This is a genomic window from Streptomyces sp. Da 82-17 (assembly GCF_046098215.1).
Taxonomy (GTDB): Bacteria; Actinomycetota; Actinomycetes; order Streptomycetales; family Streptomycetaceae; genus Streptomyces.
The window spans coordinates 124,243-150,313 of sequence record NZ_JBJURH010000023.1; the positions used below are offsets into that span (position 1 = coordinate 124,243).

Consider the following 26,071-nt stretch of genomic DNA (forward strand, 5'->3'; position numbering starts at 1 on the left):
GAAGACCCTGAGGGCGCTCTGCGATTTGCGCAGAGCGCCCTATTTGTTATTGCGGAACCTTGTTGAACAAGTCACAGCTGTATGTAGGTATTGATCTGCGCGCGTCAATCCGACAGGGTTTCGTCCCAACCCCCGGAGATCTTCCGGATCTACGGGCGTTGAGGCAGTAACGCTTACCCCCCACAACCCCCACACCACGAGGAGACCCCTCTTCATGGCAACTCACAAGCGTGCTCGTTCCCTCAAGCTCACCGCGGCGATAGCCACCGCTGCGACCGCCGTGGGCGTCACCGTCTTCGCGACCTCGTTCGCGGGCGCCGCGCCGGCGGCCGAGGGCAAGATCTACGGTGCGAACGCCAAGGGCGCCGTGGCCGGCAGCTACATCGTCATGCTGGACGACAAGGCGAAGAAGAGCAGCAAGAAGGACCTCGCCAAGGAGTACGGCGGCACCCTCAAGCGGAACTACGACTCCGCCGTCAACGGCTTCTCCGCCTCCGGCCTTTCGGAGACCGAGGCCAAGCGCCTCGCCGCCGACCCGGCCGTGTCGAAGGTCGTCCAGAACAAGAAGTTCACGATCAACGCCACGCAGGACAACCCGCCGTCGTGGGGTCTGGACCGGATCGACCAGGCCGACACCGAGGGCGACAAGAAGTACACGTACCCCGACGCCGCGGGTGAGGGCGTCACCGCGTACGTCATCGACACCGGTGTCCGCATCAGCCACAAGGACTTCGAGGGTCGCGCCGAGCACGGCTTCGACGCCGTCGACAACGACGACAGCGCCGACGACGGCAACGGTCACGGCACGCACGTCGCCGGCACCATCGCGGGCGCCTCCCACGGTGTCGCCAAGAAGGCGAAGATCGTCGCCGTCCGTGTCCTCGACGACAACGGCTCGGGCACCACCGAGGGTGTCGTCGCCGGCATCGACTGGGTCACCGAGAACCACCAGGGCCCGTCCGTCGCCAACATGAGCCTCGGCGGCGGCGCCGACGAGGCCCTCGACGAGGCCGTCCGCAAGTCCATCGCGGCCGGCGTGACCTACGGTGTCGCCGCGGGCAACGAGTCCTCGGACGCCGGCCAGGGCTCCCCGGCGCGCGTGAAGGAGGCCATCACGGTCGCCTCCTCCACCAACACCGACGAGCAGTCGGACTTCTCCAACTTCGGCGAGGTCGTGGACATCTACGCTCCGGGCTCGGACATCACGTCCGCCTGGAACACCGGTGACGACGCCACCAACACCATCTCCGGTACGTCGATGGCGACCCCGCACGTCGTGGGTGCCGCCGCCGTCTACCTCGGTGGTCACCAGGACGCCACGCCGGAGCAGGTCGCCACGGCCCTGTCCGAGGGCGCCACGCCGGACAAGATCAGCAACCCGAGCGAGGGCACGCCGAACAAGCTGCTCAAGGTCGTCGAGTAAGACCTCCTCGATCCTCCTCGATGTGCTGACAGCCCCCCGGCTCAAGGGAGTTGAGCCCCTGGGCCGGGGGAGCCGAGGTGACGTCGGACGTCCGCGTGGGGATGCGCGCACGGACCCGACGTCGGAACGCACCTCACAGCGGTGAAGGGCCTCCCGGGTATCGCTTCCCGGGGCAGCTTCCGGGGACCGCTCACCGGTCTCCGGCAGCAGAGGCCCGCTCGGACCGGCGGCCGTCGTGCCAACCCCCACGGGGCACGACGGTCGCCTTTCTCGTCTTCGCTCACTCGGCTCGCGTGCGGCCCTGTCTAGGGTGTGGCCATGACGATGTATGCCGCGCTGCTTCGCGGGATCAATGTGGGTGGCCACAAGAAGGTCCCGATGGCCGAACTCCGCACTCTGCTCACGGACTTGGGCTTCGGAGACGTACGCACCCATCTGCAGAGCGGCAACGCCGTCTTCTCCAGCGATCACGGCGACGAAGAGTCCCTCGCCGCCGACATCTCGGCCGCCCTCGCGTCGCACTTCGGCTTCGACGTCGACGTCCTGGTCCGCGACGGCGCCTATCTCCGGGCCGTCGCCGACGCCTGCCCCTTCCCCGCGGACTCCCTCGAACCGAAGCAGCTGCACGTCACGTACTTCTCCGAGCCCGTACGCCCCGAACAGCTCGCGTCCGTCGACGCCTCCGCGTACGCGCCCGAGGACTACCGGCTCGGCGACCGGGCGCTGTATCTCTACGCCCCGGAGGGCCTCGGCCGTTCGAAGCTCGCCGTCGCGCTCGGCCGGCCCTCGCTGCTGAAGGGTGTCGTCGCGACCAGCCGGAACTGGAACACCGTCCTCAAACTCGCGGAGCTCACCCGTGCCTGAGAACCAGAAGCAAGAGCAGGGCCAGAACCAGAGCCAGAACTCGCCCGCCGTGCAGGCCGCCATCGAGGGCGAACTGCGCCTGCTGGCCCCCGAGGTGCGCAGCTCGCCGGAGCTGATGGGCGCGCTGCTCCACCCCGAGTTCTCGGAGATCGGCGCCTCGGGCCGCCGGTGGGACCGTGAGGCGATCATCGCGGCGCTCGCCGAGCAGTCGGAACCGGGGAACCGACCCATCACCACCTCCCGGATGCGTGGCGTCCAACTGGCGGACGACCTGGTTCATCTGACCTTCGACACAGACGACAACGGGCGTACGGCGCACCGGAGTTCCCTGTGGCGGCTCACTCGAAAGGGTTGGCTGCTCTGGTTCCACCAAGGCACGCTGTTCGACGACGAGACCTCGCCCTCGGCGTAGTTATCCACAGGAATTTCGGGTTCCGGATAGGAATCGGCGTTTCGGTCTAGCGTGGGCGATGCCCGGTCCGGGAGAGCACGACCAGCCTCCCGCGACCGCGCGATCCATGACGCACGAAATTCCTTACGGGGGTGAGGAGATGCACGGGGGACTGCCGTTCATCGGCATCAGCACACTGTTCTACGGCCTGGTCGGGCTGGTCGCACTGACGATCAGCGTCGTCCGCCTCAGGACGGCATCGGACGACGACGTACCCGACGAAGTACGACCCTGCTTGTACCCGTTGTCCCAGAGCTGGGCGAGCACGGGCCCGCCCACGCCGAGCTGGGCGAGCACGGGCCCGCCCACGCCGAGCTGGGCGACCGAGCCCGAGCACCGGCCGAGGCTCCGGTCCAGGTTGCGGCTCAGGCCCGCGCCTCGGCCCAAATCCCGACGCAGGCGGCCGAGTCCGTGGACCCCGCGCCACGAGCCGGCGACGATCGGCGGAGCGGCACGATGAGGGCGCGAACGGGGACGCAAGAGGGGACACGAGGGACAGAGAAGAGGACTCAGGAGAGGACACACGGCAGGGCGCAAGGCAGGCCCACTGGCCGGCACCGTCGCGGCAATCGGGAGGCGGGCCAGGACGCCCTGCCCACCCGAGTCCCCCTGGAAGTCACCGTCGTCGTGCCCGCGCACAACGAGGAGGCCGGACTGCCCGCGACCCTCGAGTCGCTGGCCGCACAGACGGTGCGGCCCCAACAGGTCATCGTCGTCGACGACGCGTCGGACGACCGCACCGGCGAGGTGGCCGAGGCATACGGAGCACGGGTTCTGCGACCGCCCCAAAACCAGGGAAGCAAGGCCAAGGCCCAGAACTACGCCCTGCCTTACTGCACGACGGAGTTGATCCTCGCGGTCGACGCCGACACGGTCCTGGCGCCCGACTACATCGAGCGCACCGTCGCCGTCTTCGACGACCCCGAAGTGGCGATCGCGGCGGGCAACGTCCAGACGCGATTCACCCGCACCATCTGGGAACGCGGCAGGTCCGTGGAGTATCTCTTCGGCTTCCACTGGCATCGGCCGATCCAGCACGCGGCCAACAGCCCCATGGTGTGCTCGGGCTGCTGCTCGATGTTCCGCTGGAGCGACCTGAGGAGCGCGGGCGGCTTCCCCGAACGCACCATCGTGGAGGACATGGACTTCACCTGGTCCCGCCAGATCGAGGGCCGCCGCGCGGTCTACGTCAGCGACGCCGTCGCCTGGGCCGCCGACCCGGAGACCCTCACGTATCTGCGCAAGCAGGTCTGGCGGTGGATGGCCGGCTTCTGCCAGAACGTACGGCTGCATCTGCCCGCCCTGCTGAAGGGGAAGCCGATGCTCGCGCTGTGGGTGCTGCTCGCCCTGGCCGAGATCCTCACGGCCCCGCTGTGGCTGGCCACCCCGTTCCTGGTGGCGGCGGGCGGTACGCAGTCGTTGGGGGAGGCCTTCGCCTGGTGGCTGGGTGCCGAGACCCTCCTCACCCTGCCGCCGCTGATCTACGCCGCCCGGAGACGACGACTACCCCTGCTCGGCGTGCTGCGGAACGTCCCGTGCGTGTACGCGACGAAGGCGGTCAACCTGGTGTACGCGTGGAAGGCGCTCGTCGTCGAACTGGTCCTGGTGCCCTTGAAGTTGGCGAAGGGACTCACGATCTACGAGAAGGGACGCCCCGCACTCGCGGCCCCGGTCTGAGGCCGGCCGGCCCCTCAGGCCGACATCGCCACAGCCACGGGCGAAGGCGACACCGTCGAGTCGTACGTCGTCGGGTTGTGCGTCGCCGAGCCATAGGTTGCCGAGTCGTACGCCGTCGTCGCGCCGTACGCCGTGGCGTCGTACCGGCGCAGCAGCAGCCGGGCCAGCTCCGGGGCCGGGCCGAGGACATCGGCGAGGACGTCTGCGCCGGCCTCCCGCGCGCCGCGGGCGATCCGGTCGGGCAGAAAACCGGGCGCGATGACGTACGGGGCCACCGCCACCCGGCGGACGCCCTCGGCGCGGAGCTCGCGCACGGCATCCTCGGTGCGGGGCAGAGATGCGGAGGCGAACGCAGGCCGCACGGCACACCAACCGGTGCGCCGCCACTCCCGCGCGATTTCTGCGATCACTGCGATCGCCTCCGGGTCGGAGGAGCCCGCCGAGGCCAGGACGACCCCGGTCGAGCGCTTGTCGTCGGGCGAGAGGCCCGCGTCGTACAGCCGCTGCTCCAGGGCGTCCAGGAGCAGAGGGGAGGGGCCGAGCACGTCGGCCTGCCGGATCCGCAGCTGCGGCAGGCGGACGGTCGCCTCGTGCAGGACGGCCGGGATGTCGGACTTGGCGTGGAAGGCGCGGGTGAGCAGCAGCGGCAGGGCCACGACGTCCCGTACACCGTCGGCGGCGAGGCCCTCCAGCACGCCTGCCACGGAGGGGGCGTTGAAGTCCAGGAAGCCGGTCTCCACCCGGAGCCCGGGACGCAGCGACCACACGCGGCGCACGAGGGCGTGCACGGTCGCGGCGTGCCGCGGGTCCCGGCTGCCGTGCGCGACGACGAGCAGGACGGGCGCTGACCCGCGCCCCGGGTGGGCGGATCCGTGCCCCGGGTGGGCGGACCCGCCCTGCCCCGGACGGGCGGGCTGCGGTGGACGGCTCGGGTGGCGCATGAGGGTCAGCTCCTGCCGAGGAGACCGCGGCTGCGCAGCACGCGGCGCTCCAGGGGACTGAAGACGAGCAGGTCGATGGCGATGCCCACGATCAGGATGAGGAAGATGGCGAGGAAGACCATGGACATGCTGCTGTTGGTGCGGCCGTTCTCCAGCAACTGGCCGAGGCCGATGCCGAGTTCCGGGGAGGACGCGATGATCTCGGCGGCCATCAGGGAACGCCAGGAGAAGGCCCAGCCCTGCTTCAGACCGGCCAGATAGCCGGGCAGCGCCGCCGGCATCACGATGTGCCAGGTGCCGCGGGCCCCGGTGGCGCCCAGAGTGCGGCCGGCCCGCAGGAACAGCGGCGGCACCTGGTCGACGCCGGCGACCAGACCGTTGGCGATGGACGGGACGGCGCCGAGCAGGATCACGGCGTACATCATCGAGTCGTTCAGGCCCAGCCACAGCACGGCCGGCGGCACCCAGGCCACCGAGGGCAGCGACTGCAGGCCGGACAGGATCGGCCCGATCGCGGCGCGCACGAACCGTACGCGGGCGACGAGCAGACCGAGCGGCGTGCCGATGACGAGGGCGAGCAGGAAGCCGGAGACGCCGCGCCAGAGGCTGGTCCAGATGTAGTCGAACAGCGTGCCCTGCAGCCAGGCCTCGGTGATCTCGCCCCACACGGCGGACGGCGACGGCAGCTTGTACGGGTCGACGACCTGGGCCCAGGTCAGGGCCTGCCAGATGACGAGGACAAGAGCGATCGCGAAGACAGGAGGAAGAACCTTGTTGCGGATGATCTCGCTGCGCGGGGTGCGCTGGTCCACCGAGGTCTCCAGGGCGTCGAGCCCGGCCTCCAGGCCCGCGAGCCCCGACAGGCCCCCGGCCCCGTCCTGGTCCTTGGACGCGGACGTCTCGGTGGAGGTCTTAGTGCTGGCCATGGCGGCGGATCTCCCCACGGAGTTGTTCGGTGATCTCGAGGGACAGCTCCGCGACGGCGGAGTCCTCGATGCGGCGCGGCTGCGGAATGTCCACGGTCCACTCGCGGGCGATCCGCCCGGGGCGGGACGACAGCAGCACCACGCGCTGGGCGAGGCGGACGGCCTCGCGCACGTTGTGGGTCACGAAGAGCACGGAGAGGCCGGTCTCATGCCACAGCTGGGTCAGTTCGTCGTGCAGGACGTCGCGGGTGATCGCGTCCAGGGCGGCGAACGGCTCGTCCATCAGGAGGAGTTGGCTGTCCTGGGCGAGCGCGCGGGCGAGCGCCACGCGCTGGCGCATGCCGCCGGACAGCTCGTGCACGCGCTTGCCGTAGGCGCCGCCGAGGCGGACCAGGCCGAGCAGCCGCTCCGCCTCGTCACGCCGCTCGTTCTTGGGCACGCCGCGCAGCCGCAGGGCGAGTTCGATGTTCTTGCCCGCGGTGAGCCACGGGAACAGGGCGTGTTCCTGGAACATCAGGGCGGGCCGGCCGGACGTCTCGATGGAGCCGACGGACGGCGCGTCGAGCCCGGCGACGAGGTTGAGCAGGGTGGACTTGCCGCAGCCCGAGGCCCCCAGGAGCGTGACGAACTCGCCCGGTGCGACATCGAAGCTGATGTCGTCGAGCACGAGCTGCTGCGCGCCGGGCCGGCCGAAGGACTTGGACACGTGCTGGATGCGTGCGGCGTGCGACACCGCCGTGCGGTCCTCGGCCTTGGTGAGGGTGCTGGTGGCCATGATCGTCACCTCCTGGGAACGGTCGGGTTGCGGTGGCTACTTGACGCCGAGGCCGGAGTCGTCGACGCCGGGCTGGCGCTCGTCCTGCAGGACCCGGTTGAGCAGCTCCAGGTCGTAGATGCCGCCCAGGTCGGGCTTCTCGAGCAGGCCGGCCTTCACCGCGTGCTGCGCCTCGGCGTCGAGCGTGGCGGCCAGCGGATCGTCGGTGAACTCGATGGACTTCCACGCCGGGTCGAGGACCTTCGCGGGCAGGGCCTTGCCGGAGTCCTGCTGCAGGCGGTCGTTGGCGGCGGCCTTGGCGGCGTCCGAGTTCTCCGTGATCCAGGCGTTGGTCTTCACGGTGCCGCGCAGGAAGGCCTCGACGACCTTCGGGTGCTCCTTGAGGAACTTCTGCGACACGATGACGTTGGTGATCACGAACTGCTTGTCCGGCCAGAGGTCCTTCTCGTCGAGGAGCACCTTCGCGCCCTCGGCGACGAGCTTGGACGCGGTCGGCTCGGGCACCCAGGCGCCGTCCACGGAGCCCGACTTGTAGGCGTCCGGCGTGATCTTGTTGTCGGTGCGGACGACGGACACGTCGCCCTCGCCGCTCTGCGGGTCGACCTTCCAGCCCTGCTCGGCGGCCCAGTTGAGGAAGGCGACGTCCTGGGTGTTGCCCAGCTGGGGCGTGGCGATCTTCTTGCCCTTGACGTCGTCGAGCGAGCGGATCTTCTCCGGGTTCACGACGAGCTTGACGCCGCCGGAGGCGGAGCCGGAGATGATGCGCAGGCCCTTGCCCGCGGACTTGGTGTAGCCGTTGATCGCGGGCGACGGACCGATGAAGCCGATGTCGATCGACCCGGAGACCAGCGCCTCGATCTCCGAGGGGCCGGCGTTGAAGGTGGACGGCGTGATCTGCGTGCCGCCCAACTCCTTCTGCAGGATGCCCTTCTCCAGGCCGACGAGCGCCGTGCCGTGCGTGAGGTTCGGGAAGTAGCCGACCTTGACCTCGTCGAGGCCGTCGATCGGCTTGCCCTTGGCGACGTTCTGCGTGTCGTCCTTGGCCTGGGAGCCGTAGCCGCAGGCGGTCGCCGCGAAGGCGAGCAGCGGCAGGACGACGGCGGCGGTCAGCGTGCGCCGCAGGGCGCGCGGACCCCGACGTGCAGTGTCGGTCGGGCGGTTGGCAGGCACGGGAGGTGTTCCTCTCGTCGGCCCGGCCCTCACGTCCCCCGTGGAGCGGTGGGGGAGCAGGCCGGGAAGTCGGCAGGTCTTCGTCGCGGGGACGAGGTGTGCTGGTCGGGCTGCGGGGCGCGCATGCGGTGCGCGTACGTCATCGCGCACATCGCGCGACACCGCCCGAGCCCGCGCCGAGGGCGCCGCTGCCGATGCGGCCGCCCTCCTTCGCGAACGTCGCGTACATGTCGGTACGCATCAGAAGTCCCAGCCCTCGTCGTCCGCCTGGACGCTGGGCGCGGTCTTCGAGGCGAACGAGTCGCCCGCCATGCCGGCGGCGAGGGTGGTGCCGTCGGCCGGGTCGATCAGCAGGAAGGAGCCGGTGCGGCGGGAGTCCGCGTACGAGTCGAGTGCGAGCGGCTCGGCGGTGCGGACGCGGACCTGGCCGATGTCGTTGGCGACGAGCTCGCCCGGCTCCGGGTGCTGCGAGAGGTCGTCGAGGGTGAGCCGCGAGGGGATCTCCTTGACGATGGCCTTGACCGTGCGGGTGGTGTGCTTGAGCAGCACCCGCTGGCCCACCGTGAGCGGGGTGTCGGCCACGTGGCAGACGGTCGCCTCGATGTCCTGGCTGGTGGCGGGCGCGTCCCCGGACGGCACGAGCAGGTCGCCGCGGGAGATGTCGATGTCGTCCTCGAGGATCAGCGTCACCGACTGCGGCGTCCACGCCACGTCGACGGGCTTGCCGAGCAGGTCGATCGCGGCGATCTTCGACGTACGGCCCGAGGGCAGCACGGTCACGGACTCGCCGACGCGGAACGTGCCCGCGGCGATCTGGCCCGCGTAGCCGCGGTAGTCGGGGTGCTCGGCGGTCTGCGGCCGGATCACGTACTGGACCGGGAACCGGGCGTGGCAGGTCGCCAGGTCGTGGCTGACCGGCACGGTCTCCAGGTGCTCCAGGACCGTGGGCCCGCCGTACCAGTCCATGTGCGCGGACGGCTCCACCACGTTGTCGCCGGCGAGCGCGGAGATCGGGATGGCGGTGATCTCCGGGACGCCCAACTCCGAGGCGTACGTGGTGAATTCCTCGGCGATCTTCGCGAAGACGGGCTCGGCGTAGTCGACGAGGTCCATCTTGTTCACCGCGAGCACCACGTGCGGCACGCGCAGCAGCGCGGCCAGGGCGGCGTGCCGGCGGGTCTGCTCGACGACGCCGTTGCGGGCGTCGACGAGGATGACGGTGAGCTCGGCGGTGGAGGCGCCGGTGACCATGTTCCGGGTGTACTGCACGTGCCCGGGGGTGTCCGCGAGGATGAACCGGCGCCGGGGCGTGGCGAAGTAGCGGTAGGCCACGTCGATGGTGATGCCCTGCTCCCGCTCGGCGCGCAGGCCGTCGGTGAGCAGCGCAAGGTCGGGCTCGGCCGCGCCACGGTTGCGGGAGGCGAGCTCGACGGCCTCCAGCTGGTCGGTGAGGACCGACTTGGAGTCGTGCAGCAGGCGCCCGACGAGGGTGGACTTGCCGTCGTCGACGGAGCCCGCGGTCGCGAAGCGCAGCAGGGTCGTCGCCGACAGGTCGGCCAGCCCGGCCAACTGCGCCACGTCGGCCGGGTTGTCGGCGGGGCCGGCGTTTTCGGCGTGCGTGCTCATTTAGAAGTACCCCTCGCGCTTACGGTCTTCCATCGCGGCCTCGGACATCTTGTCGTCGGCGCGGGTGGCGCCCCGCTCGGTGAGCCGGGACGCGGCGATCTCGGTGATCACGGCCTGCAGGGTGGTGGCGTCGGAGTCGACGGCGCCGGTGCAGGACATGTCGCCGACCGTGCGGTAGCGCACCTGGCGCTTCTCCACCGGCTCGTCCTCGCGCGGCCCGCCCCACTCGCCGGCGGTCAGCCACATCCCGGAGCGCCGGAACACCTCACGCTCGTGCGCGAAGTAGATCTCCGGCAGCGCGATGTCCTCGCGGGCGATGTACTGCCACACGTCCAGCTCGGTCCAGTTGGACAGCGGGAAGACACGGACGTGCTCGCCCGGCGCGTGCCGGCCGTTGTAGAGCTGCCACAGCTCGGGGCGCTGGCGGCGGGGGTCCCACTGGGAGAACTCGTCGCGCAGCGAGAACACCCGCTCCTTGGCGCGGGCCTTCTCCTCGTCGCGGCGGCCGCCGCCGAACACCGCGTCGAAGCGGTGCTGCTGGATGGCCTCCGTCAGCGGCACGGTCTGCAGCGGGTTGCGGGTGCCGTCAGGACGCTCGCGCAGCTTGCCCGCGTCGATGTACTCCTGCACGGACGCGACATGCAGCCGCAGCCCGTGCTCGGCGACGACCCGGTCGCGGTAGTCGAGGACCTCGGGGAAGTTGTGCCCGGTGTCCACATGAAGCAGCGAGAACGGGATCGGCGCGGGCGCGAACGCCTTCAGCGCCAGGTGCAGCATGACGATGGAGTCCTTGCCGCCGGAGAAGAGGATCACCGGCCGCTCGAACTCTCCCGCCACCTCACGGAAGATGTGCACCGCCTCGGACTCCAGGGCGTCCAAGTGGCTGAGCGCGTAAGGGCTGTCGGTCTCCTCCGACAGGGAGGTTGCGGTGGTCGTCATGCCAGACCCCTTTCCGTGAGCAGCGCGTGCAGCGCCGCCGCTGACTCCTGCACGGTCTGCTGGTGCGACTCGATCCGCAGATCCGGCGACTCGGGCTCTTCGTACGGGTCGTCCACACCGGTCAGGCCGGACAGCTCACCGGCGGCCTGCTTGGCGTACAGCCCCTTCACGTCCCGCTCCGAGCACACCTCGACGGGCGTGGCGACATGCACCTCGACATACGGGGTGCCCTCGCCCTGGTGGCGCTTGCGAACGGCCTCGCGGCTGTCGGCGTACGGGGCGATGACCGGTACGAGGGCCTTCACGCCGTTGGAGGCGAGCAGTTCGGCGACGAAGCCGATGCGCTGCACGTTGGTGTGCCGGTCCTCGCGGCTGAAGCCGAGGCCCGCGGAGAGGAACTCGCGGATCTCGTCGCCGTCGAGCACCTCGACGGCGTGGCCCTCGGTGCGCAGACGGCCCGCCAACTCGTGGGCGATGGTGGTCTTTCCGGCGCTCGGCAGACCGGTGAGCCAGATGGTGGCCCCGGTCGTGGCGGGCGCGGCGGTGGCAGCGGGGGCTGCGCCGGCGGTCACGTTGGTCTCCTGGGTGTCGGTCGGCCGTGTGGCTCGGTCGGTCGTCCGTGCGGTGGTGTCGGTCGTCCGTGCGGCGTGGTCGGTCGGCCGTGCGGTGGTGTCGGTCATCCGTGCAGCCCGCATTCCGTCTTGTTGCGGCCGGCCCAGCGGCCGGAGCGGGCGTCCTCGCCCTCCGCCACGCGGCGGGTGCAGGGGGCGCAGCCGATGGACGGGTAGCCGTCCATGAGCAGCGGGTTGGTGAGCACGCCGTGTTCGGCCACGTAGGCGTCCACGTCGTCCTGGGTCCAGCGGGCGATCGGGGCGATCTTGACCTTCTGCCGCTTCTCGTCCCAGCCGACGACCGGGGTGTTCGCGCGGGTCGGCGACTCGTCCCGGCGCAGGCCGGTGGCCCAGGCGTCGTACGCGGTCAGGCCCTCTTCGAGCGGCTTGACCTTGCGCAGGGCGCAGCACAGGTCGGGGTCGCGGTCGTGCAGCTTCGGGCCGTACTCGGCGTCCTGCTCGGCGACGGTCTGGCGGGGCGTCAGGGTGATCAGGTTGACGTCGAGGACGGCGTCCACGGCGTCGGCGGTGCCGAGCGTCTCCGGGAAGTGGTAGCCGGTGTCGAGGAACACGACGTCCACGCCGGGCATGGCGCGCGACGCCAGGTGGGCGACCACGGCGTCCTCCATGGAGGAGGTCACGCAGAACCGCTTGCCGAAGGTGTGCGCCGCCCACCCGAGGATCTCGAGCGGGGAGGCCTCCTCCAGCTCACGTCCGGCCCGCTCGGCGAGCTCCTTGAGTTCGTCGGCGGTACGTCGCTGAGCTTGAGCAGTCGTCATATCTCGTCCCCTCCACCGTCGTTGTGCGCGACACGGGCCTCGCCCGTGCCCCCGCCGCTGTGCGCGTCACCGTCGTCGTGCGTGCCGCCGTCCTGCTGTGCCAGGCCCCGGGTGAGCAGGCCGAGGAACTTCAGCCGGAAGGCCCGGTTGCAGGCCGCGCACTCCCACGCGCCGGGTCCGGACTCGTGGGGGCGCAGATCCTCGTCACCGCAGTACGGGCAGTAGAACGGGGCGGCGCGCTCGCTCACTTGAGGGCCTCCTCGGAGGCACGCGCCGTCCAGGTGGCGAACCGCTCGCCTTCCTCACGCTCCGCCTGGAAGCGCTTGAGGACGCGCTCGATGTAGTCGGGCAGCTCGTCGGCCGTGACCTTCAGGCCGCGGACCTTGCGGCCGAAGCCCGCCTCGAGGCCGAGCGCGCCGCCGAGGTGCACCTGGTAGCCCTCGACCTGCTCGCCCTGGTCGTTGAGGACGAGCTGGCCCTTGAGACCGATGTCCGCGACCTGGATACGGGCGCAGGCGTTGGGGCAGCCGTTGATGTTGATGGTGAGCGGCTCGTCGAAGTCCGGGACGCGGCGCTCCAGTTCGTCGATGAGGGAGGCGCCGCGGGCCTTGGTCTCGACGATGGCGAGCTTGCAGTACTCGATGCCGGTGCAGGCCATCGTGCCGCGCCGGAACGTCGAGGGGCGCACGGTCAGGTCGAGGGCTTCGAGCGCCTCGGTGAGCGGCTCGACCTGCTCCTCGTCCACGTCGAGGACGATCATCTTCTGCTCGACGGTGGTGCGCAGGCGGCCGGAGCCGTGGGCCTCGGCGATCTCCGCGATCTTGGTGAGGGTCGCGCCGTCGACGCGGCCGACGCGCGGCGCGAAGCCGACGTAGAACTTGCCGTCCTGCTGGCGGTGCACGCCGACGTGGTCGCGCCACTTGGCGACGGGCTGGTCGGGCGCGGGGCCGTCGACGAGCTTCCGCTTCAGGTACTCGTCCTCCAGGACCTGGCGGAACTTCTCGGTGCCCCAGTCGGCGAGGAGGAACTTCAGGCGGGCGCGGGTGCGCAGCCGGCGGTAGCCGTAGTCGCGGAAGATCGAGATGACGCCCTCGAACACGTCCGGGACCTCGTCGAGGGGCACCCAGGCGCCGAGGCGCTGGCCGATCTTCGGGTTGGTGGAGAGGCCGCCGCCGACCCAGAGGTCGAAGCCGGGCCCGTGCTCGGGGTGCTCGACGCCGACGAAGGCCACGTCGTTGATCTCGTGCGCCACGTCCAGGAGCGGCGAGCCGGAGATCGCGGACTTGAACTTGCGCGGCAGGTTGGAGAAGGCCGGGTTGCCGATGACGCGGCGGTGGATCTCCTCCATGGCGGGCGTGCCGTCGATGATCTCGTCCTCGGCGATGCCCGCGACGGGCGAGCCGATGATCACGCGCGGGGTGTCGCCGCAGGCCTCGGTGGTGGACAGGCCGACCTCTTCGAGGCGCCGCCAGATCTCCGGCACGTCCTCGATACGGATCCAGTGGTACTGGATGTTCTGCCGGTCGGTGATGTCGGCGGTGCCGCGGGCGAACTCCTCGGAGATCTCGCCGATCACCCGCAGCTGCTGGGTGGTGAGACGGCCGCCGTCGATGCGCACGCGCAGCATGAAGTACTTGTCGTCCAGCTCCTCCGGCTCCAGGACCGCGGTCTTGCCGCCGTCGATCCCGGGCTTGCGCTGGGTGTAGAGGCCCCACCAACGCATGCGGCCCCGAAGGTCGTTGGGGTCGATGGAGTCGAAGCCACGCTTGGAGTAGATCGTCTCAATGCGTGTCCGCACATTGAGACCGTCGTCGTCCTTCTTGAACTGCTCGTTGCCGTTGAGCGGGGTGAAGTGACCCACGGCCCACTGGCCTTCACCACGGTGACGGCTCGCCTTGCGTCGGGGCGCTGCTGAGACGGGCTTCTCAGGGGTTGCGGCCATGGTTGCTACGTCCTTCGGGACTACGGGAAAGCGGCTCTGACCAGCGCATACGGGCATGCGGGCGGCACGTTTCGACAGAAGCGCGCGCCCTTGCGCGTAAGGGGTGGTGTCAGATCAGGAAAAGGGAATGCGGCGTGGTGCTGAGTGCTCAGCGCGCCGGACAGATCGCGCTGGACATGCGGCCGAGGTCGACGTGCCGCCGACTCACCAAGGCAATTCCAGCTCGAGACATGACGGAAGCGTTGCATGGGCCTTTAGACCCAGTCCAGCTCCGTCCGTAATTTGGACGAGATCGTCTCGTATCGTGGATGACTGTGGCCTGGGTCACTCGGCGGGCTCCATGGCCGTCGGAGGGGCGGGCGACCCAGGCCCCGTATAAGGGTCAGGCGCCGGGCCACGGGCCGGGCGTCTCGACCGCCGGCTCCTCCTCCACCTTCGTGTCGAAGAGCCGGAAGCCGCGCCGCTGATAGTTGGCCATCGCGTGCTCCCCGTCCTTGCTGCAGGTGTGCAGCCAGACCCGCTTCGTCGCCGGGAGCTCCGGCCAGCGCTCGGCGAGGTCCCAGGCGCGGGCGGTGACGTACGACAGCAGGTGGCCGCCGATGCGGCGGCCGCGGAAGGCGGGGACGAGGCCGAAGTAGACGATCTCCACGGACCCCTCGTCCTGGGCCTGCAGCTCCACGTACCCCGCGGGCGTGCCCTTCTCGTACGCGACCCAGGTCTCCGTGCCGGGCCGGTCGAGCTGCTCCTGCCACTCGGCGTAGGTCAGGGAGAGCCGGTCGGTCCAGCGGATGTCGCCGCCGACCGCGGTGTAGAGGAAGCGGCTGAACTCCGGCGACGGCACCTCGGCGCGCACGATGCGGACGTCGCCGGCGGGCTCGGCGGCCGGGACGAGGTCGTCGGGGGAGGTCTGTTCCAGGGACCAGGTGGTCACGGTGATGGTGCTCATGGGGTCAGGGAACCACGGGCGGATGCGGCGGCCAAGGCCAGGTCGGACGCGGGGCCCCGGGGGCGGGGAAGGCCGTCGCGTCCGCCCTCTGGTCAACTCCCCGGCCGTACGGGAAGATCACGCCGCGCCACCCCCCCCTCAAGCATTCGACATGCACTCCGACCTGGAGGACCCATGCTTCGCCGCACACCCCGCGGTCTGCTCGCCCTCGCCACGGCCACGGTGGCGCTGGCCACGCTCGCCGCCCCCGCCACGGCCGCGCCCGACACGGCCGCGACACCGCGCACCCAGGCGGCACTGCAGCCCGGCGCCGCCGACGCCCCGCAGGCGAGACTGTTCATGGTCAACCCCGTCCAGTCCTCGGGCGACCAGTCGCTCGTCGACGGCAAGGACGCGGACGCGGCCGTGCCCGCCTCGGCGTACGCGCTCGCCCCGCTGCGGAACCTCGACGCGAGCGGCGGCCTCAACGGCAGGTGGGCCTACGTCCGGTCCGAGACCGGTGAGCCCGCGCAGCTCGCGAGCGCCTCCGGCTACGGCCGCTCGGACGACCAGTTCGAGCAGGTCATGGCGTACTTCTGGGTCAACGAGTCGCAGGAGTACCTGCAGAGCCTCGGCTTCGGCAGCGAGCTGCCCGGGGCGAACGACCGGGCCCAGCCGGTGCGGATCAACCAGTGGGGGAGCGACAACTCCTTCTTCACCGACAAGAAGGCCGAGATCCGCTTCGGCAAGGGCGGGGTCGACGACGCCGAGGACGCCGAGGTGATCGTCCACGAGTACGGCCACGCCGTGCACCACGCCCAGGTCCCCGGCTTCGGCACGTCCCTGGAGGCCGGCTCGATCGGCGAGGCCTTCGGCGACTATCTGGCGGTGAGCGTCGGGGCGTACGCGGACGACAAGTACGGCTGGCCCACGAAGGCCGAGCTCGCCTGTGTCGCGGACTGGGACTCCGTCTCGTACAGCGAGACGCCGCACTGTCTGCGGCGGCTCGACGAGAACAAGACGTACGCGGACAAGGTCGGGGAGGTGCACGCGGACGGGGAGATCTGGTCGCGGGCGCTCTACGACATCCGGCTCGACCTGGGCGCGCGGACCGCGGACCGGATCATCGTCAACGCCCAGTTCGGCTTCGCGCCCGACACCAGCTTCAAGGACGCGGCCCTGAAGACGATCGCCACCGCCGAATCGATGTACGGCAAGGCGGCAGCGGCGACGGTGCGGGACGCGTTCCGGGCGCGGGAGATACCCGGGGTCTGACCCACCCGACTGCACCCGACCCCACCTCGACCGGGCGTGCGGCCCCACCCGACGCCCCCGCGTACGCGAACCTCACGGCACCCGCGCCCCCCGCCCCCGCGCGACCGCGGGTGCCAGTGAGTGGGGCAGCAGGTCGGAAGGGTCGTCGGGGAGGAGCACGCGGAGCTGCACGCCCTCCCGGAAGCGGTACGGGCGGTGCTCGATCAGGCCCGCCAAGTACCGCCGTACGCGGGAGAGTTCGGCCCGGACCGTGACCGCGCGGGCCGGGTCGCCGAACAGGTCCGAGGCCAGCTCGGGGGCGGTGCGGCCCGCCGGGTGCGAGGCGAGGACGTACAGCAGCTCCGCGTGCCGGGGCGACAGGTCGTGCGTCCACGTGCCCGCGCCGCCGGAGACGGTGAGCGTGCTGTGCCGGGCGCCGGACAGGTCGAGGACGACGGTCGGAGCACCCCCGGCGCCCAGGTCGTGCGCGGCCGGGTCGAGGCGCAACAGCCAGCCGCCGCCCGGGAGTTGCTCGACCTCGCACTCGCCAAGGGGCGCCAGCCAGGTGCGGCCCGCCGAGACCGACCGGGGCAGCGGGACCCGGTCGACGTGCGGCATGCCCGTGACCGCGGCCGTCCAGCCGTTCTCGTCGACGGCGAGCGCGCGGCCCGGGATGCGGGACAGCAGCGGCGCCGCCACCGAACGCATCCGGTCCAGGGACCGCTGGTGCCGCTGGCGCAGCTCCGCCTCCGCGAGCCGCGTCACCGAGTGCACCAGGGCCAGCGTCGCCGGATGCATCGTGTCGACCGGACCGCTCACATCGACCACACCGATCAGCCGCCCGTCCCGCGGATCCGTCACCGGGGACCCGGCACACGTCCACGAGTGGTGCGTCCGTACGAAGTGCTCCGCGGAGAACACCTGCACCGGCCGGCGCACCACCAGCGGTGTGCCCACGCCGTTCGTGCCGACCGTCGACTCCCGCCAGTCCGCGCCCAGTTCGAAGCCGTGGCCGTCCGCCTTGCGCAGCACCGAGGAGTGGCCCTCCCGCCACAGCACCCGGCCGTCGGCGTCGGCGACCACCATGATGTGCTGCGCGGCGTCCGCGATCGACACGAGCCCGTCCCGCAGCAGCGGCATGATCTCCCGCAGCGGGGACGTACGCCGCCGCTCCTCGATGTCCTCGAGCGCGAGCAGCCCCGCCCGGAAGTCGTGGTCCGGGTCCACGCCGCTGCGCAGCATCCGGTCCCACGACGCCTCGATCACGGGCCGTGGGTCGACCGGCGGCTCCTGCCCGGCGAGGGCCGCGTCGCGCACGCCCTTCAGCAGCCGGGCCGCGCGTACCGAGTCCATCGCCGCGAGCCGGACCAGGTCGATCGTCGAGTTCGTCACCGGTGCCTCCCCGAAACCCCAGTGCGTGGGTGGACCCATGGTGCCGCCGCGGCGGGCGGAACGGGACCGGGTTGGACGGAGTCGATGCAACGGTCTGCAACCCTCGCGCGGAACCGAGCAGTTGACCGAAACTGTTGCCAACGCCGCTTCTGTGGCGTTCGCGCTCCTTATTACGGGGCCTGAAGCAGGGGTGGTGCCGTGTCGGCGCAGCACCACCCCTGTACGCGATTTCTTGGGCCGGACCAACTGTGGGCGTTGTCCAGCGCACCCTCGATCGCCCTGCGGGCTCGTCCTCAAACTCCCCCAGCCTTCGGCCGGGAGGTACCCCCAGACGGGCTGATTCTCGTGCCCCTCCCCGCCCCTTCCCGAAAGCCTGCGGCGCCGTTGATCGGCCTCCGGCCCTCGTCCTCAGACTCCCCCAGCCTTCGGCCGGGAGGTGCCCCCGGACGGGCTGAGAACGTGCCCTAACCCGCGAGGGGTACAGCCGCCCGGTCCACGATCGACCTCAAGTCCAGTGTGTGCGGCAGCGTGCCGAACGCCGAGCCCCAGTCGCCGCCGAGCCGGGACGCGCAGAAGGCGTCCGCGACCTCCGGCGGGGCGAAGCGGACGAGGAGCGCGCCCTGCAGGACGAGGGCCAGGCGTTCCACCACCCGGCGGGCCCGCGCCTCGATGCCCTGGAGGTCGGCCAGTTCGGTCAGCAGATCCTTGATCGCCCGGTCGAGCCGGTGGTCCGCGCCGCGGGCGAGGCCCACCTCGCGCAGGAACGCGTCCAGCGCGAGCGGCTCCCGCTGCAACGCCCGCAGCACGTCCAGGGCCTGCACATTGCCGGCGCCCTCCCAGATCGAGTTGAGCGGCGACTCGCGCAACAGCCGCGGCATGCCCGACTCCTCCACGTAGCCGTTGCCGCCCAGACACTCCAGGGCCTCCACCACGACCGGCGTGCACCGCTTCGTCACCCAGAACTTCGCCGCAGGCAACGCGAGCCGCAGGAACGCCCGTTCCCGCTCGCCCCCGTCGTCGTACGCCGCCGCGAGCCGCAGCGCAAGCGTCGTCGCCGCCTCCGACTCCAGGGCCAGGTCCGCGAGGACGTTCCGCATCAGCGGCTTGTCGACCAGCGGACCGCCGAACGCGTGGCGGTACGTGGCGTGGTGCACGGCCTGCGCGACGGACTGCCGCATCAGGGCCGCCGAACCGAGCATGCAGTCCAGGCGGGTCGCCGCGACCATCTCCATGACGGTCCGCACCCCGCGCCCCTCCTCGCCGACCCGGCGCGCCCACGTCCCGTCGAACTCCACCTCCGCCGAGGCGTTGGAGCGGTTGCCCAGCTTGTCCTTGAGCCGCTGCAGCGCGAACGGGTTGCGCGCACCGTCGTCGAGGACGCGCGGCACGAGGAAGCACGTCAGCCCGTCCGGGGCCTGCGCGAGCACGAGGAACGCGTCGGACATCGGGGCCGAGCAGAACCACTTGTGCCCGCGCAGCGCATACGCGCCGGGCTCCGACAACGGCTCCGCCGACGTCGTGTTGGCGCGTACGTCGCTGCCGCCCTGCTTCTCCGTCATGCCCATCCCGACGAGCACACCGGCCTTCTGCCCGACCGGCCGCAGCCCCGGCTCGTACACCGTGGACGTCAGCTTCGGCTCCCACGCGGCGGCGAGCGACGGCTCGGCACGCAGCGTGGGCACCGCCGCGTGCGTCATCGACACCGGGCAGCCGTGCCCCGCCTCCGCCTGCGACCACACCAGGAAACCGGCGGCCCGCCGCACATGCCCGCCCGGCCGCGCCCACGCCGACGTCAGGCCCGCGGACAGGGCCCGGTCGAGGAGCTTGTGCCAGGCCGGGTGGAAGTCGACCTCGTCGATCCGGTGGCCGTACCGGTCGTGCGTACGCAGCGTCGGCGGGTTGGCGTTCGCCTGCGCGCCCCACTCCTGCACCTCGGCCGAGCCCGCGGCCGTGCCCAGCGCGGACAGCTCCGCCCGGGCGCCGTCGAGGAGTTCGGGGTCGAGGTGCCGCTCGACCGCCTCGCCCAGGGCGCGGTCGGAGGCGAAGACGTCGTGTCCCACCAGGGGCGGCGGCTGGTTGGTCACGGTGTGGGTGCCGGCTGTCATGCCGATACGGTAAGGAGGTGCACCAGCCAAACGAAACTCCCGAGCACACCTCAGGACGGCTCCACCGCGCTCGGGTCCTCTACCGGAACATGTCGAAGCGCAAGACCGCCTGGCTGCTGCTCAAGGACACCGTCGACTCCTGCGTCGAGTACCGCATCCTCGGCCTCGCCGCCGAAGCCGCGTTCTTCACCCTGCTGTCCGTACCGCCGCTGCTGCTCAGCCTCATCGGCCTCCTCGGCTACGTGGACACCTGGACCGGCGCCGACACCATCCAGTCGCTGCGGGAGAACATCCTGGAGGCCTCCCGGACCGTCCTCACCGACCAGGGAGTCAACGAGATCGCGAAACCGATCCTCGACGACGTCATGAAGGGCGGCAGACCCGACGTCATCTCCATCGGCTTCGTCCTCTCCCTCTGGTCGGGCTCGCGTGCCGTGACCGTCTTCATCGACACCATCACCGTCATGTACGGGCTCGACGGGGTGCGCGGCATCGTCAAGACCCGGCTGCTCGCGTTCCTGCTGTTCATCGTGGCGCTGCTGATCGGCTCGGTGGCGCTGCCGCTGATGGTGGCCGGGCCGGACGCGGTCATCGGCCTGTTCTCCTGGTCCGAGTCGCTCGTGCGGTTCCTGTACTGGCCCGTCGTGATCCTGCTCAGCATCGTCTTCCTGACGACGCTCTACCACGTGTCCGTGCCGGTGCGTTCGCCGTGGGTGGAGGACGCACCGGGCGCGCTCGTGGCGCTCGGCATGTGGGTCCTCGGCTCCTTCCTGCTCCGCATCTACCTGGGCAACACGGTCGAGGGCGCGGGCGGCCGGCCCACCATCTACGGCTCCCTCGCCGCGCCCATCGCCGTCCTCCTGTGGATCGGCGTCGCCGCGTTCGCGGTGCTCGTCGGCGCCGCCGTGAACGCCGCGATCGACCGGGTGTGGCCGTCCGTCGCGACGGCCGCGGCCCGCGCCGCGAACGAGCGGGTACGGGAGCAGCGGGCCGCCGAGATCGTCGCGCGCGCGGCGGCCGCGCGGGCCGCGCAGGAGGACCCCGACAACCCGGAGATGCCCTCGGAGTTCCCCGAACGCTGGGCCCAGTTCCTGCCCCCGGAGGACGTCACGGGGCGACTGCGCACCCACCACCGCAGAAACGGTGAGACGGGGCCGCCGCCCCCTTCCGACGACCGTCCCGGCGACTGAGCCCGGATCCGGTCCGGCGAACTCGGCACGGTCCGGCACCGTCGACTCCATTTCGTTCCCCGCCCCGCCCCTTCCCGAAAGTCCCGCGGACAGCCACGGGGGCCAGCCCCCGGACCCCCGCTCCCCAAACGCCGGAGGGGCTGTCAGTGGGCGCGCGCCGCCGGCACCACCACCGGTGACCCGTCCCCGGGGGCGGGCAGGATGTCCGCGTCGATGCCGTACAACTCCTTGACCAGCGCCGCGTCCACCACCTCGCGGGGCGGGCCGGCGGCCAGGACCCGGCCCGCGTGCATCGCGACGATCGTGTCCGCGTAGCGGGCCGCGCTCGCCAGGTCGTGGAGGACCATGACCACCGTGCGGCCCGCGGCGGCGACCTCGCGGACGAGGTCCAGGACTTCGACCGCGTGCCCGAGGTCGAGCGCGCTGGTCGGCTCGTCGAGCAGCACGATCGGCGTCTCCTGGGCGAGGACCGTCGCGAGCCAGCAGCGCTGCCGCTGGCCGCCGGACAGCCGGTCGAGCCGGCGCTCGGCGAGCCCGGTCGTGCCGGTCGCGTCGAGGGCCGTGCGTACCGCCTGTTCGTCCTCGGGGGACCACTGGCGGAACAGGCCCTGGTGCGGGTGGCGGCCGTAGCGGACCAGGCCCGCGACCGTGATCGCCTCCGGGGCGTGCGGGGACTGCGGGAGCAGCGCCACGCGGTGGGCCGCGGCGCGGCGGCGCAGCTGCCAGACGTCGTCGCCCCCGACCCGCACGGTGCCCGAACTCGGCCGGTGCAGGCGGGCCATGGCGCGCAGCAGCGTCGACTTGCCGCAGCCGTTGGGGCCGACGATCGCGACGACCCGGCCGGAGGGCACGGTCAGGTCGACGCCGCGTACGGCGGTGTGGCCCGGGTAGCCCGCGGTCAGGGCCTCTACGGCGAGGTGCATGGGTCAGGCCTTTCCGGGTGGGGGAGTTGACGCAGAGGGTGTGTCGTTCCGGCCGAACAGCACCCACAGCAGGAACGGGCCGCCGAGCACGCTCGTGACGACGCCGACCGGGATCTCCACCGGCGCGATCACCCGCCCCAGCGCGTCCGCCGCCCCGATCAGCGCGGCGCCGACGAGCGCGGAGCCGAGCACGGGCACACGCGTGGGCCCGCTCAGCCGCCCGGCGATCACGGGCGCGGCGAGGGCCACGAACGCGATGGGCCCGCCGATGCCGACGGCGACTCCGGCGAGGGCCACGGCGAGCGCGAGCGTGGCGGCGCGTACGGCGGTCAGGTCGACGCCGAGGGTGCGCGCCATGTCGTCGTCGAAGCGGAGGAGTTGGAGCCGGTGGCCCGCGACGAGGGCGAGCGGCACGAGGACGATCAGGACGGCGAGCAGCGGTGTGCCCACGGACCAGTCGCGGCCGTTGAGGCTGCCGACCGTCCACAGGAAGACGCCGCCCGCGGTGTTGTCGTTCTCGCGGGACATGACGAGGTCGGTGACGGCGCCGACGACGGTGGAGACGCCGATGCCGACGACGAGCAGCCGGTAGCCGCGGCTGCCCGCACCGCCCGCGCACAGCACGACGAGCACGGCGGCGCCGACCGCGCCGAGCGGGCCCAGCCACCAGCCGCCGATCATGCCGGTGCTGGAGCCGACGACGGAGGCGACGACGGCCGCGGTCGCCCCCTCGTTGACGCCGATCACGTCGGGCGTCGCGAGCCGGTTGCCCGCGAGGGTCTGGGTGAGGCAGCCGGAGACGCCGAGGGCCGCGCCGACCATCAGGCCGACCGCGATCCGCGGCAGCCGGAAGTCCCGTACGAGCATCACGGTGGCCGGATCGCCGGTCCCGGCAAGGCCGTTGAGGGTGTCGCCGAAGCTCATGCCGGTGGACGAGGCGAACGCGCCGAGCGCCGTGATCAGGGCGATGAGCACGCCGAGCCCGACGGCCGCGAGCGCGCTGCGGTACGGGAACAGCCAGGAGAGCGTGCCGAGGCGGAGGACGGTGGAGTCGGGCGGGGTGAGGTCGGTCTGGCGCGTGCTCATGCCGTCGCTCCCGCCGTGGACAGCCGGTCGGTGCGGGCGATCCAGATCAGGAGCGGGCCGCCGATGAAGGCGAGGAGCACGCTGACCGGGGTCTCCCAGGGGCGGATCACGACGCGGGCGAGCAGGTCGGCGACGAGCAGGACGTTCGCCGCGACCAGGGCGGACAGCAGGAGTTGGGGCGCGATGCGCGGCCCGCTGACCGTACGGGCCGCGTACGGCGCGAGCAGTCCGAGGAACGCGACGGGACCGGCGAGCGCGACCGCGGAACCGGCGAGCAGCGTGACCGCCCCGGCGACCACGAGCCGGATGCGGCCCGGGTGGTGGCCGAGCGCGCGGGCGCTGTCGTCGCCGAGGGCGAGCGCGCCGAGCGGCCGGGCGCAGCCGAACGCGACGAGCAGGCCGACGGCGATCAGCGGCAGCAGCGGATAGGTGTCGGAGGTCTCGATCCCGGCGAGCGAGCCGATGGTCCAGTAGCGGTAGGTGTCGAACGTCGACTGGGTGCTGAGCAGCACGTACGAGGTCAGTCCGTGGAAGGTCGCGCCGAGTGCCGAACCGGCGAGGACCAGGCGCAGCGGGGAGCCGGACGCGCGGCCGGAGGCGGCGAGCAGCAGCACGACGGCGCTCGCGGCCATGCCGCCGGCGAGGGCCCAGATCAGCATCGCGTAGGGCGAGTTGACGCCGAAGTACGTGAGTCCGGTGACGACGCCGAGGGCCGCGCCGGAGTTGACGCCGAGGAGGCCGGTCTCGGCGAGCGGGTTGCGGGTGACCGCCTGGAGGAGGCAGCCCGCCGCGCCGAGGCAGACGCCGACGAGCACGGCGGCGACGGTGCGGGGGAGGCGGACGTCCAGGACGGCCAGGCGGATCCGGGCGTCGGCGCGGGCGGCGGGTTCGCCGAGGAGGAAGTCCCAGGCGCGGCCGACGGGGCTCGAACCGGTGCCGATCAGCAGCGAGGCCAGGGCGAGGAGGAGCAGCAGGGCCACAAGTGCCGTCGCCGCGCGCCGAGTTGGGCGGTGCACCCGGGGCGGCCGGGGAGGTGGCGGTGCGGTTCCGGTCCCGGGAACCCCGCCCTCTTGCGTGATCGACATAAAGTTAGCCTAACCTAAGTAGTGCATCGGGCCGGTGGCCGGGCTGCCAAGGCCCCGCCATGCCCGGATGCGTCGCCGGTGACGTGCCGGACCAGCACGTGACCCTGTGCGGTGACGTGCCGGACCAGCACGTGACCCTGAGCCTTCGGAGATTGACCCATGCCCCAGCACCCCACCCCTCGCGCCCGGTTGACCGCGGCGGCCGCGCTCGCCCTCGCCTCCGCGCTCACCCTCACCGCCTGCGGATCGGAGCAGGCCGACAGCGCCGCCGCGGCCGGCGGGGACGGTGCCGAGAAGGTGTCGGTCACCGACGCGACCGGCAAGAAGGTGCAGGTGCCGGCCGCGCCGAAGAAGGTCGTCGCGCTCAGCGAGATGGACCTCGACTCGTCCCTCGCGCTCGGCGTGCAGCCCGTCGGCCTCACCGCGGGCCGCGGCCAGAAGGGCGCCCCCGAATACCTCGCCGACCGGGCGCAGGGCATCCCCGTCGTCGGCGCCGTCACCGGACCGGACATCGAGAAGGTGCTGCAGGCCGAGCCCGACGTCATCCTCGCCGGACAGCTCGCCGACCAGCAGGTGCTGAAGCAGCTCTCCCGGATAGCCCCGACCGTCGTCACCGTCGACCGGACCAAGGACTGGAAGAAGGCCCTCACCCTCACCGGACAGGTCCTCGGCAAGCAGAACGAGGCCAAGACCTTCCTCGCCGACTACGACGAGAAGACCGCCGCGCTGCAGAAGAACCTCGGCGACCACGCCGGCGCCACCGTGTCCGTGGCCCGCTACTCCGCCAAGGGCACCGCCGTCATGCAGCAGGGCGTGTTCATCTCCGACGTCCTGAAGGACCTCGGCTTCAAGCGGCCCGGCATCCAGAACGACAAGGGCCAGGGCCACTCCACGCCGCTCAGCGACGAGGACATCGAGCAGATCGACGCCGACTGGCTGTTCATCGGCACCCTCGCCGCCACCGGCGAGGACGCCGACCTCTTCGGCGAACTCAAGGACAAGCCCGCGTACAAGCAGCTCGACGCCGTACGGGACGGGCACGTCACCGAGATCGACGGCTCCAAGTGGACCAGCCTCGGCGGCGCCAACGCCGCCCTGTCCGTGCTCGACGACATCGAGAAGGCGATGGTCAAGTGACGGCCAGCACACGGGAGTTGGCAGGCCGCACCGCCCTGGTGACCGGCGCCGGGCAGGGCATCGGCGAAGCCGTCGTCCGCGCGCTCGCCGCGTGCGGCGCCCGCGTCGTGGCCGCCGACCGCAACGCCGACGGCGTCCAGGCGCTCGCCGACGGCCACGCCGAAGGCCGGGTCCTCGCACGGGAGTTGGACGTCACCGTCGCCCCCGCCGTCGAGGCCCTGGTGGACGACGTGGAGCGCACCGTCGGGCCGCTCGACATCCTTGTCAACGTCGCCGGAGTGATGCGCCCCGCGCCCGTCGTCGACCTCACCGACGCCGACTGGGCCGAGACCTTCGCGGTCAACACCGACGGCGTCTTCCACACCTCGCGCGCCGTCGCCCGGCGCATGAGCGAGCGGCGCAGCGGCTGCATCGTCACCGTCGGGTCCAATGCGGCCGGGGTGCCGCGCAGTTCGATGGCCGCGTACGCCGCGTCCAAGGCCGCCGCGACCATGTTCACCAAGTGCCTCGGCCTGGAGCTGGCCCGCAGCCAGGTGCGCTGCAACGTCGTCTCGCCCGGCTCCACCGACACCGCGATGCAGCGGCAGCTCTGGAGCGACGACGCGGAGGCGTCCGCGCGCCGCGTCATCGACGGCGACCCGGAGGCGTACCGCGTCGGCATCCCCCTCGGGCGGATCGCCGCCCCCGCGGACATCGCCGACGCCGTGGTGTTCCTGGTCTCGGACCGCGCCCGGCACATCACGATGCACGACCTCTACGTGGACGGCGGGGCGACCCTGCGGGCCTGACACCGGCCCCTCGCACCCCCCCCTCGCCCCACCCCACCCCCCTCAGGAGACCCATCCGTGAC

26 protein-coding genes are annotated in these 26,071 nt (G+C 71.7%); 8 read left to right on the top strand and 18 right to left on the bottom strand.

Going from position 1 to position 26,071, the window contains the following annotated elements; genetic code table 11:
- Nucleotides 1-214 precede the first annotated feature (214 nt).
- The 3 genes from ACIDOF_RS30995 to ACIDOF_RS31005 all read left to right on the top strand — a co-directional run bounded on the left by ACIDOF_RS30995 (nt 215) and on the right by ACIDOF_RS31005 (nt 2,699).
- Nucleotides 215-1,423, top strand: a complete 1,209-nt coding sequence (locus ACIDOF_RS30995) for a S8 family serine peptidase (RefSeq protein WP_409009480.1) — start codon at nt 215-217, stop codon at nt 1,421-1,423.
- Nucleotides 1,424-1,741: 318 nt separating this feature from the next.
- The gene (locus tag ACIDOF_RS31000; protein WP_409009481.1) at nt 1,742-2,287 is read left to right on the top strand and encodes a DUF1697 domain-containing protein; all 546 of its coding nucleotides are present in this window, start codon (nt 1,742-1,744) and stop codon (nt 2,285-2,287) included.
- Complete coding sequence (locus tag ACIDOF_RS31005; protein WP_409009482.1) at nt 2,280-2,699, top strand: DUF4440 domain-containing protein; 420 nt, start codon at nt 2,280-2,282, stop codon at nt 2,697-2,699. The genes ACIDOF_RS31000 and ACIDOF_RS31005 overlap by 8 nt, the downstream gene beginning before the upstream one ends.
- Nucleotides 2,700-2,879: 180 nt before the next feature.
- On the opposite strand, the gene ACIDOF_RS31010 is transcribed toward ACIDOF_RS31005, so the two are convergent.
- The gene (locus tag ACIDOF_RS31010) at nt 2,880-3,125 is read right to left on the bottom strand and encodes a hypothetical protein (protein ID WP_409009483.1); all 246 of its coding nucleotides are present in this window, start codon (nt 3,123-3,125) and stop codon (nt 2,880-2,882) included.
- 240 nt (nt 3,126-3,365) lie between these two features.
- Between ACIDOF_RS31010 and ACIDOF_RS31015 the strand changes: the two genes are divergently transcribed.
- A complete protein-coding gene (locus tag ACIDOF_RS31015; RefSeq protein ID WP_409009484.1) occupies nt 3,366-4,415 on the top strand; it encodes a glycosyltransferase family 2 protein in 1,050 nt (349 codons plus the stop codon).
- A gap of 14 nt (nt 4,416-4,429) precedes the next feature.
- On the opposite strand, the gene ACIDOF_RS31020 is transcribed toward ACIDOF_RS31015, so the two are convergent.
- The 12 genes from ACIDOF_RS31020 to ACIDOF_RS31075 all read right to left on the bottom strand — a co-directional run bounded on the left by ACIDOF_RS31020 (nt 4,430) and on the right by ACIDOF_RS31075 (nt 15,070).
- Complete coding sequence (locus ACIDOF_RS31020; RefSeq protein WP_409009485.1) at nt 4,430-5,356, bottom strand: sirohydrochlorin chelatase; 927 nt, start codon at nt 5,354-5,356, stop codon at nt 4,430-4,432.
- A gap of 5 nt (nt 5,357-5,361) precedes the next feature.
- A complete protein-coding gene (locus tag ACIDOF_RS31025) occupies nt 5,362-6,282 on the bottom strand; it encodes an ABC transporter permease (protein WP_409009486.1) in 921 nt (306 codons plus the stop codon).
- Nucleotides 6,269-7,057 carry an ABC transporter ATP-binding protein gene (locus tag ACIDOF_RS31030; protein WP_409009487.1) on the bottom strand — a complete coding sequence of 263 codons (789 nt, stop codon included), beginning with the start codon at nt 7,055-7,057 and terminating at the stop codon, nt 6,269-6,271. The genes ACIDOF_RS31025 and ACIDOF_RS31030 overlap by 14 nt, the downstream gene beginning before the upstream one ends.
- 36 nt (nt 7,058-7,093) lie before the next feature.
- Complete coding sequence (locus ACIDOF_RS31035) at nt 7,094-8,227, bottom strand: ABC transporter substrate-binding protein (RefSeq protein WP_409009488.1); 1,134 nt, start codon at nt 8,225-8,227, stop codon at nt 7,094-7,096.
- A gap of 240 nt (nt 8,228-8,467) precedes the next feature.
- A complete protein-coding gene (locus tag ACIDOF_RS31040; RefSeq protein WP_409009489.1) occupies nt 8,468-9,853 on the bottom strand; it encodes a sulfate adenylyltransferase subunit 1 in 1,386 nt (461 codons plus the stop codon).
- Nucleotides 9,854-10,792, bottom strand: a complete 939-nt coding sequence (cysD, locus tag ACIDOF_RS31045; RefSeq protein WP_409009490.1) for a sulfate adenylyltransferase subunit CysD — start codon at nt 10,790-10,792, stop codon at nt 9,854-9,856. It lies immediately after the preceding gene.
- Complete coding sequence (gene cysC, locus ACIDOF_RS31050) at nt 10,789-11,472, bottom strand: adenylyl-sulfate kinase (RefSeq protein WP_409009491.1); 684 nt, start codon at nt 11,470-11,472, stop codon at nt 10,789-10,791. The genes cysD and cysC overlap by 4 nt, the downstream gene beginning before the upstream one ends.
- Nucleotides 11,469-12,182: a phosphoadenylyl-sulfate reductase gene (locus tag ACIDOF_RS31055; protein ID WP_409009492.1), complete on the bottom strand. Its 714-nt coding sequence runs from the start codon at nt 12,180-12,182 to the stop codon at nt 11,469-11,471. The genes cysC and ACIDOF_RS31055 overlap by 4 nt, the downstream gene beginning before the upstream one ends.
- Entirely contained in the window at nt 12,179-12,430 is a 252-nt protein-coding gene (locus ACIDOF_RS31060) for a hypothetical protein (RefSeq protein ID WP_409009513.1), read from the bottom strand. Before ACIDOF_RS31060 ends, ACIDOF_RS31055 begins: the two co-directional genes overlap by 4 nt.
- On the bottom strand, nt 12,427-14,124 hold the full coding sequence (locus ACIDOF_RS31065) for a nitrite/sulfite reductase (protein WP_409009493.1): 1,698 nt from the start codon (nt 14,122-14,124) through the stop codon (nt 12,427-12,429). The genes ACIDOF_RS31060 and ACIDOF_RS31065 overlap by 4 nt, the downstream gene beginning before the upstream one ends.
- A 148-nt stretch (nt 14,125-14,272) precedes the next feature.
- On the bottom strand, nt 14,273-14,356 hold the full coding sequence (locus ACIDOF_RS31070) for a putative leader peptide (RefSeq protein WP_344478438.1): 84 nt from the start codon (nt 14,354-14,356) through the stop codon (nt 14,273-14,275).
- A 150-nt stretch (nt 14,357-14,506) separates the two neighbouring features.
- On the bottom strand, nt 14,507-15,070 hold the full coding sequence (locus tag ACIDOF_RS31075; RefSeq protein ID WP_409009494.1) for a GNAT family N-acetyltransferase: 564 nt from the start codon (nt 15,068-15,070) through the stop codon (nt 14,507-14,509).
- Nucleotides 15,071-15,244: 174 nt separating this feature from the next.
- Here ACIDOF_RS31075 and ACIDOF_RS31080 point away from each other — a divergent pair, with 174 nt between their 5' ends.
- Complete coding sequence (locus tag ACIDOF_RS31080; RefSeq protein WP_409009495.1) at nt 15,245-16,324, top strand: M4 family metallopeptidase; 1,080 nt, start codon at nt 15,245-15,247, stop codon at nt 16,322-16,324.
- 72 nt (nt 16,325-16,396) lie between these two features.
- On the opposite strand, the gene ACIDOF_RS31085 is transcribed toward ACIDOF_RS31080, so the two are convergent.
- Both ACIDOF_RS31085 and ACIDOF_RS31090 read right to left on the bottom strand, forming a co-directional pair.
- The gene (locus ACIDOF_RS31085; protein ID WP_409009496.1) at nt 16,397-17,734 is read right to left on the bottom strand and encodes a GAF domain-containing protein; all 1,338 of its coding nucleotides are present in this window, start codon (nt 17,732-17,734) and stop codon (nt 16,397-16,399) included.
- Nucleotides 17,735-18,159: 425 nt separating this feature from the next.
- A complete protein-coding gene (locus tag ACIDOF_RS31090) occupies nt 18,160-19,800 on the bottom strand; it encodes an acyl-CoA dehydrogenase family protein (RefSeq protein ID WP_409009497.1) in 1,641 nt (546 codons plus the stop codon).
- Nucleotides 19,801-19,889: 89 nt separating this feature from the next.
- Here ACIDOF_RS31090 and ACIDOF_RS31095 point away from each other — a divergent pair, with 89 nt between their 5' ends.
- Nucleotides 19,890-20,990 (top strand): YihY/virulence factor BrkB family protein, encoded by a 1,101-nt coding sequence (locus ACIDOF_RS31095; protein ID WP_409009498.1) that lies wholly within the window; start codon nt 19,890-19,892, stop codon nt 20,988-20,990.
- A gap of 143 nt (nt 20,991-21,133) precedes the next feature.
- Here ACIDOF_RS31095 and ACIDOF_RS31100 read toward each other — a convergent pair whose 3' ends face one another.
- The 3 genes from ACIDOF_RS31100 to ACIDOF_RS31110 are packed head-to-tail and all read right to left on the bottom strand — an operon-like array spanning nt 21,134 to nt 24,084.
- Nucleotides 21,134-21,913 carry an ABC transporter ATP-binding protein gene (locus ACIDOF_RS31100; protein ID WP_409009499.1) on the bottom strand — a complete coding sequence of 260 codons (780 nt, stop codon included), beginning with the start codon at nt 21,911-21,913 and terminating at the stop codon, nt 21,134-21,136.
- Nucleotides 21,914-21,916: 3 nt separating this feature from the next.
- Complete coding sequence (locus ACIDOF_RS31105; protein WP_409009500.1) at nt 21,917-22,999, bottom strand: FecCD family ABC transporter permease; 1,083 nt, start codon at nt 22,997-22,999, stop codon at nt 21,917-21,919.
- Nucleotides 22,996-24,084 carry a FecCD family ABC transporter permease gene (locus tag ACIDOF_RS31110; protein WP_409009501.1) on the bottom strand — a complete coding sequence of 363 codons (1,089 nt, stop codon included), beginning with the start codon at nt 24,082-24,084 and terminating at the stop codon, nt 22,996-22,998. Before ACIDOF_RS31110 ends, ACIDOF_RS31105 begins: the two co-directional genes overlap by 4 nt.
- Nucleotides 24,085-24,243: 159 nt before the next feature.
- Here ACIDOF_RS31110 and ACIDOF_RS31115 point away from each other — a divergent pair, with 159 nt between their 5' ends.
- Together ACIDOF_RS31115 and ACIDOF_RS31120 are read left to right on the top strand one after the other, a co-directional pair.
- A complete protein-coding gene (locus ACIDOF_RS31115; RefSeq protein WP_409009502.1) occupies nt 24,244-25,221 on the top strand; it encodes an ABC transporter substrate-binding protein in 978 nt (325 codons plus the stop codon).
- Nucleotides 25,218-26,009: a 2,3-dihydro-2,3-dihydroxybenzoate dehydrogenase gene (locus tag ACIDOF_RS31120; protein ID WP_409009503.1), complete on the top strand. Its 792-nt coding sequence runs from the start codon at nt 25,218-25,220 to the stop codon at nt 26,007-26,009. Before ACIDOF_RS31115 ends, ACIDOF_RS31120 begins: the two co-directional genes overlap by 4 nt.
- Nucleotides 26,010-26,071: the final 62 nt, after the last annotated feature.

Bases quoted from the DNA above. Each gene is read 5' to 3' on its own strand.
- ACIDOF_RS31065 (WP_409009493.1), bottom strand. From the start codon at position 14,124: ATGGCCGCAACCCCTGAGAAGCCCGTCTCAGCAGCGCCCCGACGCAAG.
- ACIDOF_RS31020 (WP_409009485.1), bottom strand. From the start codon at position 5,356: ATGCGCCACCCGAGCCGTCCACCGCAGCCCGCCCGTCCGGGGCAGGGC.
- ACIDOF_RS31040 (WP_409009489.1), bottom strand. From the start codon at position 9,853: ATGAGCACGCACGCCGAAAACGCCGGCCCCGCCGACAACCCGGCCGAC.
- ACIDOF_RS31030 (WP_409009487.1), bottom strand. From the start codon at position 7,057: ATGGCCACCAGCACCCTCACCAAGGCCGAGGACCGCACGGCGGTGTCG.
- ACIDOF_RS31080 (WP_409009495.1), top strand. From the start codon at position 15,245: ATGCTTCGCCGCACACCCCGCGGTCTGCTCGCCCTCGCCACGGCCACG.
- ACIDOF_RS31055 (WP_409009492.1), bottom strand. From the start codon at position 12,182: ATGACGACTGCTCAAGCTCAGCGACGTACCGCCGACGAACTCAAGGAG.
- ACIDOF_RS30995 (WP_409009480.1), top strand. From the start codon at position 215: ATGGCAACTCACAAGCGTGCTCGTTCCCTCAAGCTCACCGCGGCGATA.
- ACIDOF_RS31115 (WP_409009502.1), top strand. From the start codon at position 24,244: ATGCCCCAGCACCCCACCCCTCGCGCCCGGTTGACCGCGGCGGCCGCG.
- ACIDOF_RS31100 (WP_409009499.1), bottom strand. From the start codon at position 21,913: ATGCACCTCGCCGTAGAGGCCCTGACCGCGGGCTACCCGGGCCACACC.
- ACIDOF_RS31090 (WP_409009497.1), bottom strand. From the start codon at position 19,800: ATGACAGCCGGCACCCACACCGTGACCAACCAGCCGCCGCCCCTGGTG.
- ACIDOF_RS31085 (WP_409009496.1), bottom strand. From the start codon at position 17,734: ATGGGTCCACCCACGCACTGGGGTTTCGGGGAGGCACCGGTGACGAAC.
- ACIDOF_RS31105 (WP_409009500.1), bottom strand. From the start codon at position 22,999: ATGAGCACGCGCCAGACCGACCTCACCCCGCCCGACTCCACCGTCCTC.
- ACIDOF_RS31110 (WP_409009501.1), bottom strand. From the start codon at position 24,084: ATGTCGATCACGCAAGAGGGCGGGGTTCCCGGGACCGGAACCGCACCG.
- cysC (WP_409009491.1), bottom strand. From the start codon at position 11,472: ATGACCGACACCACCGCACGGCCGACCGACCACGCCGCACGGACGACC.
- ACIDOF_RS31095 (WP_409009498.1), top strand. From the start codon at position 19,890: ATGTCGAAGCGCAAGACCGCCTGGCTGCTGCTCAAGGACACCGTCGAC.
- ACIDOF_RS31075 (WP_409009494.1), bottom strand. From the start codon at position 15,070: ATGAGCACCATCACCGTGACCACCTGGTCCCTGGAACAGACCTCCCCC.
- ACIDOF_RS31000 (WP_409009481.1), top strand. From the start codon at position 1,742: ATGACGATGTATGCCGCGCTGCTTCGCGGGATCAATGTGGGTGGCCAC.
- cysD (WP_409009490.1), bottom strand. From the start codon at position 10,792: ATGACGACCACCGCAACCTCCCTGTCGGAGGAGACCGACAGCCCTTAC.
- ACIDOF_RS31070 (WP_344478438.1), bottom strand. From the start codon at position 14,356: ATGTCTCGAGCTGGAATTGCCTTGGTGAGTCGGCGGCACGTCGACCTC.
- ACIDOF_RS31025 (WP_409009486.1), bottom strand. From the start codon at position 6,282: ATGGCCAGCACTAAGACCTCCACCGAGACGTCCGCGTCCAAGGACCAG.